The organism is Aquamicrobium ahrensii, assembly GCF_040545755.1.
GTDB lineage: Bacteria > Pseudomonadota > Alphaproteobacteria > Rhizobiales > Rhizobiaceae > Mesorhizobium > Mesorhizobium ahrensii.
Map to the genome: position 1 here is coordinate 1 of NZ_JBEPMN010000001.1, position 20721 is coordinate 20721.

General features: G+C 61.4%; 14 protein-coding genes, 1 tRNA gene and 2 pseudogenes. 12 read left to right on the forward strand and 5 right to left on the reverse strand.

The genetic code is table 11. The annotated features are described in order from the left end of the window. The first annotated feature begins 165 nt into the window (after positions 1-165). From traA to ABID44_RS00030, 6 genes and pseudogenes are all read left to right on the forward strand, one after another. Positions 166-3124 (forward strand): annotated as a pseudogene (gene traA, locus ABID44_RS00005) (Ti-type conjugative transfer relaxase TraA). Between the two features lie 137 nt (positions 3125-3261). Continuing rightward, positions 3262-3489 (forward strand): helix-turn-helix transcriptional regulator, encoded by a 228-nt coding sequence (locus ABID44_RS00010; RefSeq protein ID WP_354149648.1) that lies wholly within the window; start codon positions 3262-3264, stop codon positions 3487-3489. Then, positions 3479-3793: a hypothetical protein gene (locus ABID44_RS00015; RefSeq protein WP_354149649.1), complete on the forward strand. Its 315-nt coding sequence runs from the start codon at positions 3479-3481 to the stop codon at positions 3791-3793. The genes ABID44_RS00010 and ABID44_RS00015 overlap by 11 nt, the downstream gene beginning before the upstream one ends. 16 nt (positions 3794-3809) lie before the next feature. Further along, positions 3810-4064, forward strand: a complete 255-nt coding sequence (locus tag ABID44_RS00020) for a type II toxin-antitoxin system HicA family toxin (protein WP_354149650.1) — start codon at positions 3810-3812, stop codon at positions 4062-4064. Next, positions 4061-4393 carry a type II toxin-antitoxin system HicB family antitoxin gene (locus ABID44_RS00025; RefSeq protein ID WP_354149651.1) on the forward strand — a complete coding sequence of 111 codons (333 nt, stop codon included), beginning with the start codon at positions 4061-4063 and terminating at the stop codon, positions 4391-4393. The genes ABID44_RS00020 and ABID44_RS00025 overlap by 4 nt, the downstream gene beginning before the upstream one ends. Before the next feature lie 41 nt (positions 4394-4434). Beyond that, positions 4435-6061, forward strand: a pseudogene (locus ABID44_RS00030) (recombinase family protein). Here ABID44_RS00030 and ABID44_RS00035 read toward each other — a convergent pair. The 3 genes from ABID44_RS00035 to ABID44_RS00045 form a co-directional block, all read right to left on the reverse strand. Further along, positions 6029-6118 (reverse strand) — tRNA-Ser (locus ABID44_RS00035). The pseudogene ABID44_RS00030 and the gene ABID44_RS00035 sit on opposite strands and share 33 nt — an antisense overlap. 476 nt (positions 6119-6594) lie before the next feature. Then, entirely contained in the window at positions 6595-8004 is a 1410-nt protein-coding gene (glnA, locus tag ABID44_RS00040) for a type I glutamate--ammonia ligase (protein ID WP_354149652.1), read from the reverse strand. Positions 8005-8051: 47 nt separating this feature from the next. Beyond that, positions 8052-8390, reverse strand: a complete 339-nt coding sequence (locus ABID44_RS00045; protein WP_035025932.1) for a P-II family nitrogen regulator — start codon at positions 8388-8390, stop codon at positions 8052-8054. Between the two features lie 299 nt (positions 8391-8689). Here ABID44_RS00045 and ABID44_RS00050 point away from each other — a divergent pair, with 299 nt between their 5' ends. The 4 genes from ABID44_RS00050 to ABID44_RS00065 all read left to right on the forward strand — a co-directional run bounded on the left by ABID44_RS00050 (position 8690) and on the right by ABID44_RS00065 (position 15900). Beyond that, entirely contained in the window at positions 8690-10198 is a 1509-nt protein-coding gene (locus ABID44_RS00050) for an NAD(P)H-hydrate dehydratase (RefSeq protein WP_354149653.1), read from the forward strand. Between the two features lie 80 nt (positions 10199-10278). Further along, a complete protein-coding gene (locus tag ABID44_RS00055) occupies positions 10279-13062 on the forward strand; it encodes a valine--tRNA ligase (protein ID WP_354149654.1) in 2784 nt (927 codons plus the stop codon). A 424-nt stretch (positions 13063-13486) separates the two neighbouring features. Beyond that, entirely contained in the window at positions 13487-14632 is a 1146-nt protein-coding gene (locus ABID44_RS00060; RefSeq protein WP_354149655.1) for an outer membrane protein transport protein, read from the forward strand. Positions 14633-15111: 479 nt separating this feature from the next. Further along, positions 15112-15900 carry a tetratricopeptide repeat protein gene (locus ABID44_RS00065; RefSeq protein ID WP_354149656.1) on the forward strand — a complete coding sequence of 263 codons (789 nt, stop codon included), beginning with the start codon at positions 15112-15114 and terminating at the stop codon, positions 15898-15900. A gap of 200 nt (positions 15901-16100) precedes the next feature. Here the strand turns inward: ABID44_RS00065 and xth are convergent, their stop codons facing one another. Further along, on the reverse strand, positions 16101-16895 hold the full coding sequence (gene xth, locus ABID44_RS00070) for an exodeoxyribonuclease III (RefSeq protein ID WP_354149657.1): 795 nt from the start codon (positions 16893-16895) through the stop codon (positions 16101-16103). Between the two features lie 242 nt (positions 16896-17137). Further along, entirely contained in the window at positions 17138-17485 is a 348-nt protein-coding gene (gene erpA / locus ABID44_RS00075) for an iron-sulfur cluster insertion protein ErpA (RefSeq protein WP_354149658.1), read from the reverse strand. 93 nt (positions 17486-17578) lie between these two features. Between erpA and ABID44_RS00080 the strand changes: the two genes are divergently transcribed. After that, positions 17579-18811: a deoxyguanosinetriphosphate triphosphohydrolase gene (locus ABID44_RS00080; protein WP_354149659.1), complete on the forward strand. Its 1233-nt coding sequence runs from the start codon at positions 17579-17581 to the stop codon at positions 18809-18811. Between the two features lie 80 nt (positions 18812-18891). Then, complete coding sequence (argS, locus tag ABID44_RS00085; protein WP_354149660.1) at positions 18892-20649, forward strand: arginine--tRNA ligase; 1758 nt, start codon at positions 18892-18894, stop codon at positions 20647-20649. Positions 20650-20721: the final 72 nt, after the last annotated feature.

Below are 20721 nucleotides of genomic sequence, written 5' to 3' on the forward strand. Positions count from 1 at the left end.
TCGGCCGAGAACCGTCTGCGTGTCTTCATGCTGGATCGTCCTTTTCATCGGTCGATCCACCTTATGCCCCTGTCTCGGAAACCGGGACCACCTCAATTTTTTCGAGGGAGGGCGCGCTTATACGTCGTTCCGACGTGCGCTTGGCCGTGCCAATGCTTGATCGCGATGGCGATCTATCATCTTCACGTCAAGGTCATCGGCCGCAAGGCCGGATCAAGCGCGGTGGCGTCCGCCGCCTACCGCTCAGCCTCGCGGCTACGCGACGAGCGCATCGGCCGCGTGCAGGACTTTTCCAGCAAGCGCGGCGTCATTCATTCCGAGGTGCTGTTGCCGGATGGAGCGCCCGAGCATTGGTCCGACCGTGAACGGCTCTGGAACGATGTCGAGGCGTTCGAGGTTCGCAAGGACGCCCAGCTTGCGCGCGAGGTGGAGTTCGCCATTCCGCGCGAGATGACACAGGTGCAGGGCATCGAGCTTGCCCGCGACTTCGCGCAGGCCGAATTTGTCGATCAGGGCATGGTCGCCGACCTGAATGTGCATTGGGATATTGGCGAGGACGGGATGCCGAAACCCCATGCCCATGCCATGCTGACCATGCGCAGCGTGGACGAGAACGGTTTCGGGCAGAAGGTCCGCGACTGGAACCGCACGGAGATGGTGGAGCGTTGGCGGGAACGATGGGCCGAGCATGTCAACGAGCGATTGACCGAACTCGACATTGACGCCCGCATCGACCATCGCAGCCTTGAGGCGCAGGGGATCGGCCTTGAGCCGCAGACACAGATCGGCGCACCCGCGCAGCGCATCGAAGGCGAAGAACTAGAAGCCGCCGACCGCGCCGACATGCACCGGGAGATCGCCCGCAACAACGGCGCGCGCATCATCGCCGATCCATCCCTGGCGCTGGACGCGATCACGCATCAGCAATCCACCTTCACGCAGCGCGACATGGCGAAGTTCGCGCATCGCCACAGCGACGGGCTGGACCAGTTCAACGAGGTGATGGGCGCGATGCGCAATGCGCCCGATCTGGTCGAACTCGGTCAGGACGGACGCGGCGAGGATCGGTTCACCACCCGCGAGATGATCGAAGCCGAACAGGGCCTGCACCGTGCGGCGGAATTGATGGCCGGGAAGGAATTGCACGAGGTCAGCGACAGGGACAGAGAGGCCGCACTTGTGCGTGCCGAACAGCGCGGCCTTGTTCTGTCCGGTGAGCAGGCGGATGCACTGACGCATGTCACGGACGGGCGCGACCTTGGCATTGTCGTCGGTTATGCCGGGACGGGAAAGAGCGCCATGCTCGGCGTGGCCCGTGAGGCATGGGAAGCGTCAGGCTACGAGGTGCGGGGCATTGCCTTGTCCGGCATCGCCGCCGAGAATCTGGAAAGCGGATCGGGCATCGCGTCCCGCACCATCGCCAGCATGGAACACGGCTGGAGACAAGGCCGGGACATGCTCACCAGCCGCGATGTGCTTGTCATTGACGAGGCGGGCATGGTCGGCACGCGGCAGATGGAGCGTGTGCTGTCCCATGCCGCCGAGACTGGTGCAAAAGTTGTGCTGGTCGGCGATCCGCAGCAACTCCAATCCATCGAGGCGGGCGCGGCGTTCCGTTCGATCCATGAGCGTCATGGCGGCGCGGAGATCGGCGAGGTTCGCCGCCAGCGCGAGGACTGGCAGCGAGACGCCACCCGCGATCTGGCGACCGGCAGGATCGGCGCGGCGATCCATGCCTATGACAATCATGGCATGATGCATGAGGCGCAGAGCCGGGAACAGGCGCGCGACGATCTGATCGACCGTTGGGACCACGACCGGCAGCCCGCGCCGGACAGCAGCCGCATCATCCTCACCCACACCAACGCCGAGGTGCGCGAACTCAACGAGGCCGCCCGCGACCGGATGCGGGAGGCTGGCGATCTGGGCGAGGACGTGCGCGTGACGGTCGAACGCGGCGAAAGGCACTTCGCCGCCGGCGATCGCGTCATGTTCCTGCAAAACGAACGCGGGCTTGGCGTCAAGAACGGCACGCTCGGCACCATCGAGCAGGTCAGCACGCAGAGCATGACCGTGCGCACCGACGATGGCCGTTCCGTCGCCTTTGACTTGAAAGACTACAATCGCATCGACCACGGCTATGCCGCCACCATCCACAAAGCGCAGGGCATGACCGTGGACCGAACCCATGTGCTGGCGACACCGGGCATGGACGAACACGGCAGCTATGTCGCGCTGTCACGGCACCGTAACGGCATGGACCTGCATTACGGTCGTGACGACTTCGCTGATCAGAACCGGCTTGCCCGCACGCTGTCGCGGGACCGGGCGAAGGACATGGCGTCGGATTACGAACGCGCCGACCCGGCCCAAAGCTACGCCGAGCGGCGCGGCATCAGCTTCCGCGAGCGGATGCAGCGCGCTGTCGAGATCGTCAAACAGGTTCCCGACAAGGTGCGCGACATGTTCGATGGCCTGCACCTGGCGGTAGGTGACGCGCCTGCTTCGGACGCGGCTCGGCAGCCGGACACGAAGGTAGCGGAAGACCCGGAGAACGCCTTACGCCCGCCGCGCCCGCAGGCAGGCGCTCATTCGCCATGCGCGCGCATCCGATGCGATCCTCGACGCCAAGCAGCAGGGTCTGCCCCCTTCCGATGAGCAGCGGCGCGAGCTTGGCGCGGCGCGGCGCGCCTTCGAGGAGGTTCGCCCGCACGGCTGGCAGGACGCAGAAGCCGCCTACAGCAAGGACAACGGCCTTGCCCGTGAGGCAGGCGGCGGCAGGATCGACCGCGCAATCCGCGCTCTCCAACTCGAAACAGAAATCCGCACCGATCCGGCCCGTGATCCGAACTGGCGCGCGGATCGTTTCGTGGAGCGCTTTCAGGAACTCAGGCAGGCGGGCGAGCACAGATATGCGGCGGGCGATTATTCCGGCCACAAGGCGGCGCGCGCGGAGATGGGCAACATGGCGATGAGCCTCGAACGCGATCCGCAGATGGAATCTCTGCTCGAAGGCCGCAAGAAGCAACTCGGCATCAGCATGGATTTCGACTCAGGCATGAGGCTCGGGCGGCAACTCGCCCTCAGTCATGGTCTCGGCAGGGGCCGGGGCATCGGTTTGTAGATCGTAGAACCTACCTTTTTGCCGCCCTTTGTACGCCGCAGCACTACGACGGCTAAATACCTCTTGTACAACGATAATTCGTTGCTCTCACTGGTCTCTGCAATAGCCAGAAACAACCAGCAGGAGGCAGCGCAGCCATGCGTCAACCAGACCGTATCGTCCGTTTGAAGACCGTTCTCGCCCGCACCGGGCTGTCCCGGTCCACCATCTATCGCAAGATCGCCGAAGGCACCTTTCCACCCCAGATCAAGATCAGTACCAACGGCGCGGGATGGAAGGAATCCGATATCAATCGCTGGGTCGCCAACCCTGCCGGATGGCGGCAGCGTTCGTTCAACGAATTTGACTTCCTCGATGACTTCTGACCGCAGCGGCGACCGCAAGCCAGTGACGGCATCCCGTTCCCGGCGTAGCAAACGACCGCCTACGGCGTCGGAGCAGCTTGAGGAACTACTGGGCTATCCGTGGCCGTTCCCCGGCAGGCCGCCCAAGCATGACCTCAGCACATGGACCGTGACCGACGACTGGCCCGATCCCGTTCCGGTCACGGAAGCCGAGATCGAGGTTTTCGAGCGATGGTTCGGCGATCTCTTCGGTGAAATGTTCGGCTCCGACACCGGATCGCCCGACACAGGGCCTGAGATTGATCTTGAAAACGGTACTAAATAATGATACTGGATACTCCATGAAAAAGCGTCACAGAGCCACGCTGGAACTGATCTTCGCCCGCCCGGTCAACGGCTCGATCCGCTGGGCCGACATAGAGGCGCTGTTTGTGAGCCTCGGGGCGGAAGTCAGCGAGCGGGAAGGTTCGCGCGTTGGCGTGTTCCTGTTCGGCGAAGTGCGCGTCTTTCATCGCCCGCATCCGTCACAGGATACGGACAAAGGTGCGGTTCCCAGCATCCGTAAATGGCTGGACGAACACGGAGTAAAGCCATGAACAATGTCGTTGAAATCGATGGCGAGAAGGCGGTTATCGCTTTCGATCCCGAGATTCAGATGCTGCGCGGCGAGTTTGTTGGCCTTAATGGTGGGGCCGACTTCTATGCCGAGAGCGTCCACGACCTGATCGAGGAAGGCCGCAAATCGCTGGCCGTCTATCTGGAAATGTGCCGGGAGAAGGGCATCGAGCCGCGCCGAAAGTTCTCCGGCAAGTTCAATGTTCGCCTCACCCCTGACGACCATGCCGCCGCAGTCATTGCCGCAGCAGCATCGGGCAAGAGCCTGAATGAATGGATCGTCGGGACGATCAGGGAGGCCGCTGAATAGCGGCCCTGTTCGGGACGACCGGCTTTGAAAGGAGACAGATTATGACCGCTTCTACCGTGCCGCTACGCGCCGCCCTTTACCTGCGCGTTTCGACAGCGCGGCAGGCCGAGCATGACGTTTCCATTCCTGACCAGAAGCGGCAGGGTGAAGCCTATTGCGAGGCGGGCGGCCTGCAACTGGTCGAAACCTTCATCGAACCGGGCGCATCGGCGACCAATGACCGTCGCCCCGAGTTCCAGCGCATGATCGAGGCGGGACGTCCAAGCCCGCGCCCTTCGATGTGGTCGTGGTCCATTCGTTCAGCCGGTTCTTTCGCGATCACTTTGAGCTTGAGTTCTATGTCAGGAAGCTCGCCAAGAACGGCGTGAAGCTGGTTTCGATCACACAGGAAATGGGGGATGACCCCATGCACGTCATGATGCGGCAGATCATGGCGCTGTTCGACGAATACCAGTCCAAGGAAAACGCTAAGCACGTCATGCGGGCCTTGAAAGAGAACGCGCGCCAAGGCTTCTGGAACGGCTCGCTTCCTCCTATCGGTTATCGCACCGTCGCCGCCGAGCAGCGCGGCGCGAAGGTCAAGAAGAAGATCGAGATCGACCCGCTGCACGCCGACACGGTGCGGTTGATCTATCGTCTAGCTCTGGAAGGCGACGGCACGACCGGGCAGATGGGCGTTAAGAATATCGTCTCGTATCTCAACAGCCGCCGCATCTTCACCCGCGACGGCGGGCGTTGGGGCATCGGTCAGGTTCACCGCATCCTCACCCGCCGCACCTACATGGGCGAGCATGAGTTCAACAAGCGCAGCAAGACCAAGGAATTGAAGCCAGTCAGCGAGATCGTGACGGTTCCTGTCCCGCCGATCATCGACAAGGAGATGTTCGACACAGTTCAGAGGCTGCTCAAGGCTCGCAATCCCAAGGTGATGCCTGCCCGCGTCATCGGCGGCCCGACCATGCTGACCGGCCTGATCCATTGTGCCAAGTGCGGCGGGGCCATGACCATCCGCACCGGCAAGGGCGGGCGCTATCGCTACTATTCCTGCTCGATGAAGGCGCGGCAGGGGCCAACCGCCTGCGAGGGCATGGCCGTGCCGATGGACAAGCTGGACGCTCTGGTCGCCGATCACCTTGAGCAGCAGATTCTCCAGCCCGAGCGGCTGGAAACAGTGCTTGCCGCCGCGCTCGACCGCAGGGAAGAACACGCCGAGCGCCGCCGCGAGCATATCGCCGAGTTGAACAAGCGCTCAGCCGAATCGGAATTGCGCCTCAAGCGGCTCTATGACGCCATCGAGGCGGGCGTGGCAAACTTGGACGACCCGGCGCTGAAAGATCGCATCGACGGCCTCAAGGCCATACGCGATCAGGCCAAGGCCGATGCAGACCGGGCGCAAGCCATGCTCCAGAACACCGGCCAGAAGGCTGTGACGCCGGAAATGCTGCGCAAGTTCGCCGCAACCGCCCGCGAGCGTATCCGGCTGGAAGGTGGCGGCTATCGCCGCACCTGCGCGCGCTTGTACAGCGCGTCGAGGTCGCAGAGGGCGAGGTTCGTATCATGGGATCGAAGTCCCGGCTGCTACAGACGCTGGTGGCGGGTAATGGCGTAAACTCAGTGCCCACTCAGGGACTGAAGTGGCGGAGAGAGAGGGATTCGAACCCTCGATAGAGTTGCCCCTATACACGCGTTCCAGGCGTGCGCCTTCAACCACTCGGCCACCTCTCCGTATGTGTGCAGACATCGGCCGGTTTCGCCGTGCTGGTCGGGAATGCACACTCCCCACGGATATCGGTATGAAACCGCTGTGCGCCCCTGACCCAAGGCCGCATATCCGCTGCGTCGAAGCAAAGCAACGGACGCGGGGCTCATCTAGTCGATCCTGCAGCGAATGCCAAGACATAACCGACAAACAATCTGTTTATGCGCCAAGAATTCTCAGCCGCCCGGATAACCGAAGCCCGGGAGGCGGCAGGAAGCGCAGGAAGCGGAAGAACGGCCGCCGGAAGTGCCTGCGCCTGCCCGGATCGCAGCCCGAGATCGCAGCCTTCAGGAGCGGCAATCGCGTGAGGGAGCATCGCGCGGCGCGCATCTCCCGCCGTTCCGCCTGCAAACAGATCGTTGAAAAGGAAAGCCGTCTCGATGGCGGCTCCCAGGGAATGGATGCAGGCCACCGAAGTGGCCTGCAAAGTGATGACCGGTGATCAGACCGAGTAGTACATGTCGAACTCGACCGGATGGGGTGTCATCTCGAAGCGCATCACCTCGGCCATCTTCAGTTCGATGAAGGAATCGATCTGATCATCGTCGAACACGCCGCCGGCCTTCAGGAAGGCGCGGTCCTTGTCCAGATTCTGAAGCGCCTCGCGCAGCGAACCCGCAACGGTCGGGATCTTCTTCAGTTCCTTTGGCGGCAGATCGTAAAGATCCTTGTCCATAGGCTGGCCGGGGTGAATCTTGTTCTTGATGCCGTCGAGACCGGCCATCAGCAGCGCGGCAAAGCCGAGGTAGGGGTTCGCGCCCGGATCGGGGAAGCGCACCTCAAGACGCTTCGACTTGGGCGAGGAGCCGAACGGAATTCGGCAAGAGGCCGAACGGTTGCGGGCGGAGTAAGCCAGCAGCACCGGCGCCTCATAACCGGGAACCAGACGCTTGTAGGAGTTGGTCAGCGGGTTGGTGAAGGCGTTGACGGCCTTGGCGTGCTTGATGACGCCGCCGATGAAATAGAGGCAGTTTTCCGACAGGCCCGCATATTCGTTGCCGGCGAAGGTCGGCTTGCCGTCCTTCCAGATCGACATGTGGACATGCATGCCCGAGCCGTTGTCGCCGAAAACGGGCTTCGGCATGAAGGTGGCCGTCTTGCCATAGGCGTTGGCGACCTGATGCACGACATACTTGTAGATCAGCATCTTGTCGGCGTTGCGTACCAGCGTATCGAACTTGATCCCGAGTTCGTGCTGGGCGGCGGCGACCTCATGGTGGTGCTTTTCGACGCGCACGCCCATCTCGGTCAGGACCGTGAGCATCTCCGAACGCATGTCCTGGCACGAATCAATCGGCGGGACCGGAAAATAGCCGCCCTTGACGCGGGGGCGATGGCCGAGATTGCCGGTCTCATAGTCGGTGTCATCGTTGGAGGGAAGCTCTGTGGAATCAAGCTTGAAGCCGGTGTTGTAGGGATCGGCCTTGTACTTCACGTCGTCGAAGATGAAGAACTCGGCTTCCGGCCCCACGAAGATCGTATCGCCGATGCCCTCGGCCTTCATGTAGGCTTCGGCTTTCTTGGCGATGCCGCGCGGGTCGCGATTATAGGCCTCGCCCGACACCGGGTCGAGAATGTCGCACAGGATAACCATGGTGGACTGGGCGAAGAACGGATCCATATGCACCGTCTCGGGGTCGGGCATCAGCACCATGTCGGACTCGTTGATCGCCTTCCAGCCGCCGATCGACGAACCATCGAACATCACGCCATCGGCGAACATGTCTTCCTCGACTTCGGCGACGTCCATGGTGACGTGGTGGAGCTTGCCCTTCGGATCCGTAAAGCGCAGATCGACGAACTTCACGTCGTTGTCCCGGATCTGCCTCATGATGTCGGCGGCTGTGGTCATTTTCAGGCTTTCCTTGGCTTGAGATGGGAGGATGGAGAGGATGCGCGTCAGATGGCGTCGGTGCCGGTCTCGCCGGTACGGATGCGGACCACTTCCTCGATGTTGGAAACAAAGATCTTGCCGTCGCCGATGCGCCCGGTCTGGGCCGCCTTGCGGATAGCTTCCACGGCCGTATCGACCGCGTCATCGCCCAGAACGAGCTCGATCTTCACCTTCGGCAGGAAGTCGACGACGTACTCCGCGCCGCGATAAAGCTCGGTATGGCCTTTCTGGCGACCGAAGCCCTTTGCTTCGATGACGGTGATGCCTTGCAGGCCGGCTTCCTGAAGGGCCTCCTTCACCTCGTCGAGCTTGAACGGCTTTATGATCGCTTCGATCTTCTTCATGAACTGGACCTCCAATGGCAAAGGGTGTGAAACCGCTCGCGCAAATCTCAAGCATGAACCGTGCCAATTTCATTTTACCGTGATCTTCAGCGAGATTTTCGCGGGTTTCAGCGGCAGGGGGAACTGGCGATCGCCATCGAAAGGCAGCCGCGCGGCAATGTCCAGCGCGCAGTTGCACAAAATTCAGGCAATATGTGCGTTTTCGATGCAGCAGGTTTCACGCGCAACCCCATCGTCCCGGACGATGTGCGCTGCTAGTGTGAGCAAGTCATCATCTTCCGGCCTGCGGGAGCCGTCTCATGAGCAATGAACTCCTTACGCCGGCCGAAATGGGAGAAGCCGATCGCAAGGCCATCGAAGCCGGGCCGTTCGATGGAATAAAGCTGATGCGCAACGCCGGCGCTTGCGTGGCTCGCGAGGTGCTGAGACGATATGCGGCGGCTGAGCGGGTGCATGTGTTGTGCGGCCCGGGCAACAATGGCGGAGATGGTTATGTCGTGGCGCGGCTGCTGGCTGAAAGCGGCGTGCCCGTTTCGCTATGGTCGTCAGGGGAGCCGCGACCGGGGAGCGATGCGGCGCTCGCTGCCGGGGAGTGCCCGCTGCGGCCGATGCCCCTTGCAGGGTTTTTGCCCACAACAGGCTCGATCATTGTCGATGCGCTGTATGGAGCAGGGCTCTCCAGGGCGATTGAAGGCGACACCGTCCGTGCGATCGAACTGGCCATAACTTTCGGCCTGCCGGTGGTCGCCATCGACCTGCCTTCCGGAATCTCCGGTGCAAACGGCAGGGTGATGGGAGCGGCTTTTCGGGCGGAGCTGACCATCACTTTCGCCCGCATGAAACCTGGCCACCTGCTGATGCCCGGCAGGGAATATTGCGGGGAGATGGTTCTATCCGACATCGGCATATCGGATGCCGTCATCGACGAATTGCAGGTGTGCACCTTCAGGAATTGCCCGCAACTATGGCTTGGAGAGTTTCCTGTGCCGGGCGTCGATACGCATAAATACAGGCGCGGCCATGTCGGCGTTTTTTCGGGCGGGCCGGCGTCCACAGGTGCAGGGCGTCTTTCCGCGCTTGCAGCCGCGCGTAGCGGGGCAGGGGCGGTGACGGTGCTTTCGCCGGGGAATGCGCTGGCCGTGAACGCGATGCATCTCACCTCAATCATGCTGCGCAAGGCGGATGACGGGACCGAGGTGGAGGCATTCATTGGGGACCGGCGGCCGTCGGCGTTCGTGCTGGGTCCCGGCTTTGGCGTGGGCGACAAGGTGCGCGAATTTGCGCTGGCCGTGCTGGCTGTGCGGGCGGGCGTTGAAGGTCTGGTTCTGGATGCCGACGGCATCACGTCTTTCCGTGAAGAGCCCTCGGCACTGTTTACGGCGGCGGCCGCGCCGGACGCGCCAGCGCTGGTGCTGACCCCGCATGACGGCGAGTTCGCCCGGCTGTTTCCCGATCTGGCGGCGGATGAGGGCTTGTCCAAACTGGAGCGGGCGCGGCAAGCCGCCGCCCGCTCGCATGGCGTGGTCGTCGCCAAGGGGGCGGATACGGTGATTGCCGCGCCGGATGGACGCGCCGCCATCAACGCCAACGGTACGCCATGGCTGGCGACCGCCGGCTCGGGCGACGTTCTGGCAGGCTTGATCGCCGGGTTGCTGGCGCAGGGCATGCCGGCTTTTGGGGCGGCCTGCGCTGCGGTGTGGATACATGCTGAAGCGGGCGCGCGCTTCGGACCGGGGCTGATCGCCGAGGATCTGCCTCTGGCTCTGGCGCCGGTGTTGCGCGAGTTGACATATTCAACAGAAAGTTGATTCACCAACAGCAAGTTGACTCGCGCCAGCCCATCCGATTTACCGTGACGACGAATCCCGACAGTCTGGACCCCAATTCCATGCTTGAAAAAACCTACGACGCGAAAACCGTCGAGCCTAAAATCGCAAAAACCTGGGACGAGGCGGACGCCTTCCGCGCCGGCGCGGGCGCGGAGGAAGGGGCGGAAGCCTTCACCATCGTCATCCCGCCGCCAAACGTCACCGGCTCGCTGCATATGGGCCACGCCCTCAACAATACGCTGCAGGATATTCTGGTGCGGTTCGAGCGCATGCGCGGCAAGAACGTGCTGTGGCAGCCGGGCATGGACCATGCCGGCATCGCCACGCAGATGGTTGTGGAGCGGCAGCTTGCGGAAAAGCAGATCCACCGCCGCGACCTCACCCGCGAGGACTTCATCGAGAAGGTGTGGGAGTGGAAGGCCGAGTCGGGCGGGGCGATCTTCAATCAGCTCAAGCGGCTGGGCGCGTCGTGCGACTGGTCGCGTGAGCGCTTCACCATGGATGAAGGCCTGTCGAAGGCGGTGCTCGAAGTTTTCGTCACGCTCTACAAGGAAGGGCTGATCTACAAGGACAAGCGCCTTGTGAACTGGGATCCGAAGCTGCTGACCGCCATCTCGGATCTTGAGGTCGAGCAGAAGGAGGTCGACGGGAATCTGTGGCATTTCCGTTATCCGGTCGAAGGCGAGACCTACGATCCCGAGAACCCGGCCACCTACGTCACCGTGGCCACCACCCGTCCCGAAACCATGCTGGGCGATACGGGCGTCGCGGTTCATCCGGATGACGAGCGCTACAGGAATCTGGTCGGTCGCAACGTGGTGCTGCCGATCGTCGGTCGTTCCATCCCGATCGTCGCCGACGAATATTCGGACCCGGAGAAGGGCACGGGCGCGGTCAAGATCACGCCGGCGCACGATTTCAACGATTTCGAGGTCGGCAAGCGGCGCAAGCTGCGCGCCATCAACATCCTCACGGTCGAGGCGACCATCGACATCAAGGACAATGACGATTTCCTTGAAGGTGTCGAGGTTACGCCCCTGCGGGAGGGCGTGTGGGACCAGCTTCACGGAATGGACCGCTTCGAGGCGCGCAAGCTGATCGTCAGAATCATGGAGGAGGGAGGCTTCCTCGCAAAGGTCGAGCCGCACCGTCATATGGTTCCGCATGGGGATCGCGGCGGGGTGCCGATCGAGCCTTTCCTGACCGACCAGTGGTATGTGAATGCCGCCGAGCTCGCCAAGCCGGCCATTGCATCGGTTCGTGAGGGGCGCACCAACTTCGTCCCGAAAAATTGGGAGAAGACCTACTTCGACTGGATGGAGAATATCCAGCCCTGGACGATTTCGCGTCAGCTCTGGTGGGGGCACCAGATTCCGGCATGGTATGGCCCCGATGGCCATATCTTCGTGGAAAAGAGCGAGGAAGAAGCTCTGGACGCCGCCATCCAGCACTATCTCGCCCATGAGGGGCCGTGGAAGGCGTGGGTCGAGGAGAGGCTGGAAAATTATGAGCCGGGCGCGATCCTCACCCGTGACGAGGACGTGCTGGACACGTGGTTCTCTTCCGCGCTGTGGCCGTTCTCCACACTCGGATGGCCGGACAAGACGCCCGAACTGAAGGCCTATTACCAGACCGACGTGCTGGTGACCGGCTTCGACATCATCTTCTTCTGGGTGGCCCGGATGATGATGATGGGCCTGCATTTCATGGACGAGGAGCCGTTCCACACCGTTTATGTGCATGCGCTGGTGCGTGACAAGCACGGCGCCAAGATGTCGAAATCCAAGGGCAATGTCATCGACCCCCTGGAGCTGATCGACGAATATGGGGCGGATGCGCTGCGCTTCACGCTGGCCATCATGGCCGCGCAGGGACGCGACGTGAAGCTCGATCCGGCCCGCATCGCCGGCTACCGGAATTTCGGCACCAAGCTGTGGAACGCCACGCGCTTCGCGCAGATGAACGGTGTGGCGCGCAACGACGACTTCTGGCTGGGCGACGCCAAACTGGCGGTCAACCGCTGGATTTTGACGGAGTTGACACGCACGGCGCGCGCCGTCACCGAGGGCGTCACCACCTATCGTTTCAATGAGGCGGCGGGGGCGGCCTATCGCTTCGTCTGGAATCTCGTTTGCGACTGGTATGTCGAACTGCTGAAGCCTGTCTTCATGGGCGACGACGACGAAGCCAAGGCCGAAAGCCGTGCCTGTTTCGCCTTCGTGCTGGATGAGATTTACAAGTTGCTGCACCCGATGATGCCCTTCATGACCGAAGAACTCTGGGCGCAGACGGCGGGCGAAGGGCGCGAGCGCTCGACATTGCTGTGCCATGCGAAATGGCCGGCCCCCGAATTCGAGGATGGAGAAGCGGCGGCCGACATCAACTGGCTGGTCGATCTTGTTTCAGGCATCCGCTCCGTTCGTTCCGAAATGAACGTGCCGCCGGCTGCAATTGCGCCGCTGGTCGTGGTGGACGCCAACCAGTCCACGCAAGAACGGCTGGTCCGTCATGAAACGGCTATTCGCCGTCTTGCCCGCGTCGGCGATATTTCGCTGGCGGATGCCGCGCCGAAGGGCTCGGCCCAGCTTGTGCTGGGCGAGGCGACCATATGCCTGCCGCTCGGCGCTCTGGTCGATCTCAAGGCTGAAGAAGCGCGCCTCAGGAAGGACGTCGCCAAGGTTACCGAGGAAATCGCGCGGCTGGCCAAAAAACTGTCGAACGAAAAGTTCGTCGCCAACGCTCCTGAAGAGGTGGTGACGGCCGAGCGTGAAAAGCTCGCTGAATTCGAGGAAACCCAGTCACGGCTTGCCGTTGCACTGGAGCGGGTGCGCTCCGCCGGCTGAAGTGAACTGCGCGAGAAGAATGCAGGCCCGGTGACCGGTTTCGGTCTTCGGGCCTTTTTCTTTGCGGGTGATTCGAAGCTGTTTCCGATGGATATCTTACGTTTCGTCACCCGGCTCGATGCCGGCTGCCGCAAGGTAAGAATTGACGTAAACGGAAGATTTGAACCCATTGTTGCCAGAATGTAACAATCTGGGTCGCAGAAGCCCGATATTCGGATTTTTGAAAGGTATCTGGCTTTATATGTTTCAAGTTCAGGGGATTCGGTGCTGGAAAATGGCGATTTCTTCCCTTCTGAAAAGATGTCGCCAAGACTGTCTGGTGGTTCACGGGAGGTTCGTACTTGTACGTCATGAGCATCGATCTTGCGTCATCGGGCTGAATTGAGTCTAGCTGGTAATTGCGAATTTTCGGGGAGAGGAATTCATGAATAAAAAGGGTTTCGCGGCGCTTGCGGGAGCAACGGCGCTTTCTCTTCTTGGCGCTGCTGCAGCTGACGCAGGTGGTTTCAACCGTGGTGCCGCGGATACGGACATTCTGTTCGAGCAGGGCAATTTCAACGCTCGCACCAGCATCACGGTGGTGAGCCCCGAGCGAAAGATCATCAGCGGCCCGTCCAACGTCGGCCATGACTATGCCGACACCTATGTGATGCCGTCGCTGGCAGCCAAGTTCCGCATCTCGGACAATCTGTCCTGTGCGGGCACGATTGCGAATGCCTATGGCGCAGCTTCCTCTTTTGATTCTCCGCGCCTTACGGTGCCGTCTGTCCCCGGAGCTCAAGGTAAACTTGAGGAAACTTTCACAGTTATGGAATACGGTGCAACCTGTGCGGTAGGTTTTGATCTCCAAAAGGGCCGCGTGTCATTTCTCGGCGGCGCTTTTGTTGAAGACTTCGATTATGATTTGACCGTCGGGGCAATTAATCCGCTTGCACCTGATGGCTTTGTAACGGCTTTGACCTCTGAGCTTTCCGGAACTGCTTGGGGCTGGCGGGCAGGTGTTGCTTACGAGATTCCGGAAATCGCATTACGCGGTCAGTTGCTGTATCGCTCGGGCACGAAAATCGAAGCTGATGGATATGGAAATCTACTAGGCACCAGACTCGGCGCCGGCGGCGAAGGCAAGTTGCCGCAAAGCGTCGAGGCCAAATTCCAGACAGGTATTGCGCCGGGCTGGCTGGCCTATGGCTCGGTGAAATGGACTGACTGGTCCGTCAACAAAACCCTCACGCTCGACGTTGGCAATGGTGCTCTCCAAACTCAAAACGAATACTACTGGCGCGACGGCTGGACCGTCATGGGCGGTATCGGCCATTCCTTCACCGACAAGATTTCCGGAACGGCCTTCCTTATGTGGGACCGTGGTGTGTCCACCGGTCATGATTTGTATGGCGATGTCGTCACGCTGGGGACTGGCCTGATCATGAAAGACCAGTTTGGCGGAGAACTCCGACTTGGTGGTGGTGTCTCGCATGTGGGGTCGGTGAAGGAGACCAAGACGACCGGGCTATACGCCGTGGGTAATGGTTGGTCTTTCTCGGGTCTCGCCGGCTACAGTATGAAGTGGTGAGGATTGATCCCTTGTAGAATGGGAGCCCGGCTATGCCGGGCTTTTCTCTTTTACGTCAAGGAGTTGCCGATCTTTCCGGAATCTTTTTGGCAGCCATCGTTCACCATCGATTAGCGACGTGTCGAGTTTGTTGTGATTCTGCAACAGTCGTTCAACTTCCCTTGTGCTAGGCCTGCCGCAGCGAGAACCGCCCACTTCCCGCCATAAACCCGGAGCACTTCCTTAAGGCCCCGGAAAAAGCGGAAAGACATAACAAGGGGTCCCGCGGAATATTCGGCGCGCAGACGCATCGGCTCACGATGGAACTGCAGGCCGGCGGAGTGGCAGGCGCAAGGAAGAGTATGGAAGTCCCGGTTATTTCCCGCTCAGGCTCGATTATGCTCCCTGTGATGGAAGGGAGGACGCTCGCATGCTCGTTGCGGACGGACGCAAGACCCGATGCCCCGGGGGTCTTCGCATGGGTGCTCCGCTGTTGTGTCGTGGGCGCGATCGTGGCCTGCGCTTCGATCTCCGGCGCCGATCGCGCGCTGGCGTTTGACGACAAGGTTTTCGACGACAAGACCGGCGTGAAGCCAAAATCCAATCCCTTTGCGGTCTTCCGTTTTGGATTCTCCGCCTATCACAGCGGACACAAGGAGCAGGCGGTCGAGGCTTACCGCTATGCTGCGGAGAATGGTCAGATCGGAGCCACCTGGAAGCTCGCGCGCATGTATGCCGAGGGTGATGGCGTCGCCCGCAACGATTATGAAGCCTTCAAGTTCTTCAGCGAGATAGCCGATCAGGACGTGGAGCCGGGTTCGCCGGAAGAAAGCTATGTCTCGGATGCGCTGGTGGCGCTCGGTGACTATATGAAGAACGGCATACCGGGCACTCCCGTTCAGCCTGACCCTATGGCCGCGCAGGAATATTTCATGCGCGCTGCTGCAAATTACCGTAATCCCAACGCGCAGTATGAGATGGGCAAGATGTTCCTGAACGGCGAGGGCGGCATGAAGGCCAGCGCCAGACAGGCCGGCCGTTGGCTACAGCTCGCGGCCGAGAAAGGCCATGCCGGGGCGCAGGCTACCCTTGGCAACCTGCTCTTCCACAGCGGCAAGGTGGTGCGTGGCCTCGCAATGATGACGGCAGCGCTCGAGCGCGCTCAACCGGCCGATCAGGGCTGGATCCGCAACATGCAGGAAGAAGCGTTCGCTCTGGCTGCCGAAGCCGATCGCCGCACCGCGATCGCGCTGGCGGACGATATGCTGTCCAGAGGCATCAACCAGTAGCGTTTTTCTGGCGCGGTTCTGGTTTTCACTGAATCGGCAGAAGCGCCCTATCTCTTTGTTCTGGCCGCATTCCCGGGCGCAAAACCGCTTCACACTTTTGCTGGAAATGCTCCAGCCTTCGCCCTGAGGGGGAAGTCTTTTTTGATTCCCTATCAGACAGATAGACGCCTGCGCTGAATCGAAACCTCAGCTTGAAGGGCTCAGGCCGCTTCAAGCTTGAGGGAGATCGCCACCGGCACATGGTCGGAGGGCTTCTCCCACGCCCGAACATGCTTTTCGATGGAAGCCGAACCCAGCATATCGGCGGCTTCCGGCGACAACAGCAGATGGTCTATGCGGATGCCGTTGTTTTTCTGCCACGCTCCTCCCTGGTAATCCCAGAAGGTATAGATGTCGGGCTTGTCGGTGACGGCGCGAACGGCTTCGGTGAAACCGAGATTCTTCAGACGCCGGAACGCCCGACGACTCTGCGGCTGGAAGAGGGCGTCGTTCACCCAGGCTTGCGGGTTCTTCGCGTCGACCGGCTCCGGGATCACATTGTAGTCCCCGGCCAGAACGAGCGCTTCCTCAAGCTCCAGCCGCTCGCGCGCCCAGCGCTCAAGTCGTTCCATCCATGACAGTTTGTAGGGAAACTTCACCGGGTCGTCGATCGGATTGCCGTTGGGCAGATAGAGCGAGACGACCCGAAGCGCGCCGCCGGACGTGGAGAACACCCCCTCGATAAAGCGGGCCTGCTCGTCTTCGTCGTCTCCCGGAAGACCGCGCTTCACCTCATCGAACGGCAGTCTGGAAAGCAGCGCCACGCCGTTGAAGCCCTTCTGGCCGTGAGTCTCGACATTGTAGCCAAGCGCCTCGATTTCAGCCCTGGGAAACTGCTCGTCGACAGACTTGATTTCCTGAAGACAGACAATGTCCGGCTCGCTTTCGCGCAGCCAGTGCGTGAGATTGCCGATGCGGGCGCGCACGCCGTTGATGTTCCAGGTGGCGATTTTCATGAAGTTCTCGCGACTATCTCAAACGGTTCTTGATGGCCTGTCGCCATGTCGCTGCGATCCTGCACCATCGCGGCAGCTTGGGGAACCCGTTTCCGGCCGTTGCGCAAGGGAAGGCGCATGTGTCAACAGCATCGATGCGCATGGGTTCAAACAGGCGGCGCTTTCGGCCGAAGCCTGATCGCGTGGCGTCCAAATGAAAAGGCCGCTGGCGGGCGGCCTTTTGTAAATGCGTCGATGGAAAATCAGATGGAGAAGCTGGTGCCGCAGCCGCAGGACGCGACCGCATTCGGATTCCTGATCTGGAATGACTGGCCCATCAGATCGTCAACGAAATCGATGACCGATCCGCCCAAATAAACCAGCGAGATGTCATCGATGAGCACGGTTGCGCCGTCCCTTTGGATTGCGGTGTCGCCATCGTCGGGGCCTTCGACGAGATCGAATTTGTAGGAGAAGCCGGAACAGCCGCCGCCTTCCACGGAAACGCGCAGCGCAGTCTTGCCGGGTTCTTTGGAGACGATGCCTGCAATGCGCTTTGCAGCGGCTTCGGTTACTTCGACATTCACAATGTCTGCGGCGTTCGCGCCCATGGCGTCACCTTGCGTTTGATTTCGCTTGATAGGTATGTACGTCGTGCCATCAAGTCAACAATCGGTCGCCGGCGCGGCGTCACTGAGGAGAGCATGGACGAACGAAAGCCCGGTCATGAGAGGCTCGGCGACATCGGTTTCGGTTATCGGCCGCGAGCCTCCTATGCGACCGACCCGGCCCGTACGCGCGGGCGTTTGGTCCCGGAGCCGGAAAGTCCGACGCGCACGCCGTTCCAGCGCGACCGCGACCGCATCATCCATTCGACAGCCTTCCGCCGCCTCAAGCACAAGACTCAGGTGTTCATCGCTCATGAGGGCGATCACTACCGCACGCGGCTGACGCACTCGATCGAGGTGGCGCAGATCGCCAGGGCGCTGGCGCGTGCCTTGCGCGGCGATGAGGATCTCGCCGAGGCGGTGGCGCTGGTTCACGATTTCGGCCACACGCCCTTCGGCCATACGGGCGAGGACGCGCTGAACGCAAAGATGACCCGGTGGGGTGGTTTCGACCACAATGCCCAGTCGCTGCGGATCGTCACCCGGCTGGAGCGCCGTTATGCCGAATTCGACGGGCTCAATCTGAGCTGGGAGACGCTGGAAGGTCTGGTGAAGCACAACGGACCGTTGATCGGTGAGAAAGGCGAAGGGCTGCACGGGGAGCTGCCGGCCACCATCCGCTCCTACAATGAATTGCACGACCTCGAACTCGACCGTTTCGCCGGGATCGAGGCGCAATGTGCGGCGATAGCCGACGACATCGCTTACAACACCCATGACATCGACGACGGTTTGCGCGCGGGCCTGCTTGAACTCGACATGCTGGAAGACCTGGCGCTGCCGGGCCGGATTTTGCGTGCGGTGCGGGATCGCTACCCGGCGCTTGACGACGTGCGGATCGGCCATGAACTGATGCGGCGCCAGATAACCATGATGGTCGAGGACGTGATTGCGGCTGCAACCGGGAATCTGGCCCGGCTGCGCCCCGGCAGCGCCGAGGCGGTGCGTGAAGCCGGTGAGACCATAGTCGCCTTTACGCCCCGGATTGCGGCGGAGGAAAAGGAGCTGAAAGCCTTTCTCTACAAGCGCCTTTACCGGCACCCGGAAGTCATGCGGGTGCGCGCCAATGCGGAAAGGATCGTCTGCGACCTGTTCGATGTCTATTTCGCCGATCCGCGCGCCATGCCGGAAGGCTGGCGCGAAGGGCTCGACCTTGCGGAAGATCGCATCAAGGCCCGCCACGTCGCCGATTTCCTCGCCGGCATGACCGACACCTACGCGCAAAAAGAGCACCGACGGCTGTTTGACCACACGCCGGATTTGAGCTAGGCGCAGAAAACTTCACTTTTATTGTGATTTTCACGTTGGAATGCGTGAAGCAAGTTTACGCTGTTATCGAAAGCCCCGTCATGAACATCTTCGCCGACTTCACCGCGCGGATCATCCAGGCCGTAGAGGCGCTCGATCTGAAAGACAAGGACGGGGCGTCGCTCGATCTTTCGCGCGTCGCCGTGGAGCCGCCGCGTGACGCAAGCCACGGCGATCTGGCGACCAACGCCGCCATGGTGCTCGCCAAGCCGGCAGGGCAGAACCCGCGCGCGCTGGCCGAACGTCTCGTGGCCAGCCTGAAGGAAGATGATGACGTCGCCAGCGCGGAAGTGGCCGGACCGGGCTTTGTCAATTTGCGTCTCACCGACGCTTTCTGGCACCGCCATCTGATCGGCGTCATCGGCCAGGCGACCGATTACGGCCGCTCGAATGCGGGCGGCGGGCGCAAGGTCAACGTCGAATATGTTTCGGCCAATCCGACCGGCCCCATGCATGTCGGCCACTGCCGTGGCGCGGTCGTCGGCGACGCTCTGGCCAACATCATGGGCTTCGCCGGCTATGATGTGACCAAGGAATACGTCATCAACGACGCCGGCGCCCAGATCGACGTGCTCGGGCGTTCGGTGATGATGCGCTATCGCGAGGCGCTTGGCGAGACGGTGGGTGAGATTCCGCCGGGTCTCTATCCGGGCGACTATCTGGTTCCGGTCGGTCAGGCGCTGGTGGCGGAATTCGGCCGCAAACTGCTCGAAATGCCCGAGAACGAAGCGCTGGCGATCATCAAGGACCGCACCATCGACGCCATGATGGCCATGATCAAGGAAGATCTGGCGCTGCTCAACGTGCATCACGACGTGTTCTTTTCGGAGCGCACGCTGCACGCCAACAATGCTGGCGCGATCCGTTCCGCCATCAACGACCTGACGCTGAAAGGCCACATATACAAGGGCAAGCTACCGCCGCCCAAGGGCGAAAAACCCGAGGAGTGGGAAGATCGGGAACAGACGCTGTTCCGCTCCACGGCCGTCGGCGACGATCTCGACCGGCCGCTGGTCAAGTCGGACGGCTCCTACACCTATTTCGCGGCGGATGTCGCCTATCTGAAGGACAAGGTGGATCGCGGTTTCGTCGATCTGATCTATGTGCTTGGCGCCGACCACAGTGGCTACGCCAAGAGGCTGGAGGCGCTGGCGCGGGCGGTGGGCGGCGACGCCATCAAGCTGACGGTTCTGCTGTGCAGCCTCGTCAAGCTTTTCCGCGATGGGGAACCCGTGCGCATGTCCAAGCGCTCCGGTGATTTCGTCACCCTGCGCGAGGTGGTGGAGGAGGTGGGACGCGACCCGATCCGCTTCATGATGCTCTATCGCAAGAACACCGAGCCGCTTGATTTCGATTTCGCCAAGGTGACCGAACAGTCGAAGGACAATCCGGTTTTCTACGTGCAGTACGCCTCGGCGCGCTGTCACTCCGTGTTCAGGCAGGCGCGCGAGCAGATGGGCATCGATGCGCCGGAGCGGGCAACGCTTGCCGCGGCGGTTTCCGGCCTGTCCGACGAGGGCGAAATCGGGCTGGTGCGCAAGCTTGCGGAATACCCGCGCCTTATCGAGCAGGCCGCGTCCTCGCAGGAGCCGCACAGGCTGGCGTTCTACCTCTATGATCTCGCCAGCACGTTCCATGCGCACTGGAATCGAGGCACGGATAACCCGGACTTACGTTTTGTTAAGGTTAACGATCCACAATTGACTCTTGCCAGACTAGGGCTGGTGCAGGCCGTTGCGGATGTGCTTCAATCCGGTCTGACGCTTGTCGGCGCAGATGCTCCGAAGGAAATGCGTTAGACTTCAGCGAATCACCTGTCACCATTTGCCCACATTGCGCTGGTAGGGGCCAACCTTACGCGACGTCGATGG

Bases quoted from the DNA above. Each gene is read 5' to 3' on its own strand.
- ABID44_RS00010 (WP_354149648.1), top strand. From the start codon at position 3,262: ATGCGTCAACCAGACCGTATCGTCCGTTTGAAGACCGTTCTCGCCCGC.
- ABID44_RS00015 (WP_354149649.1), top strand. From the start codon at position 3,479: ATGACTTCTGACCGCAGCGGCGACCGCAAGCCAGTGACGGCATCCCGT.
- ABID44_RS00020 (WP_354149650.1), top strand. From the start codon at position 3,810: ATGAAAAAGCGTCACAGAGCCACGCTGGAACTGATCTTCGCCCGCCCG.
- ABID44_RS00025 (WP_354149651.1), top strand. From the start codon at position 4,061: ATGAACAATGTCGTTGAAATCGATGGCGAGAAGGCGGTTATCGCTTTC.
- glnA (WP_354149652.1), bottom strand. From the start codon at position 8,004: ATGACCACAGCCGCCGACATCATGAGGCAGATCCGGGACAACGACGTG.
- ABID44_RS00045 (WP_035025932.1), bottom strand. From the start codon at position 8,390: ATGAAGAAGATCGAAGCGATCATAAAGCCGTTCAAGCTCGACGAGGTG.
- ABID44_RS00050 (WP_354149653.1), top strand. From the start codon at position 8,690: ATGAGCAATGAACTCCTTACGCCGGCCGAAATGGGAGAAGCCGATCGC.
- ABID44_RS00055 (WP_354149654.1), top strand. From the start codon at position 10,279: ATGCTTGAAAAAACCTACGACGCGAAAACCGTCGAGCCTAAAATCGCA.
- ABID44_RS00060 (WP_354149655.1), top strand. From the start codon at position 13,487: ATGAATAAAAAGGGTTTCGCGGCGCTTGCGGGAGCAACGGCGCTTTCT.
- xth (WP_354149657.1), bottom strand. From the start codon at position 16,895: ATGAAAATCGCCACCTGGAACATCAACGGCGTGCGCGCCCGCATCGGC.
- erpA (WP_354149658.1), bottom strand. From the start codon at position 17,485: ATGGGCGCGAACGCCGCAGACATTGTGAATGTCGAAGTAACCGAAGCC.
- ABID44_RS00080 (WP_354149659.1), top strand. From the start codon at position 17,579: ATGGACGAACGAAAGCCCGGTCATGAGAGGCTCGGCGACATCGGTTTC.
- argS (WP_354149660.1), top strand. From the start codon at position 18,892: ATGAACATCTTCGCCGACTTCACCGCGCGGATCATCCAGGCCGTAGAG.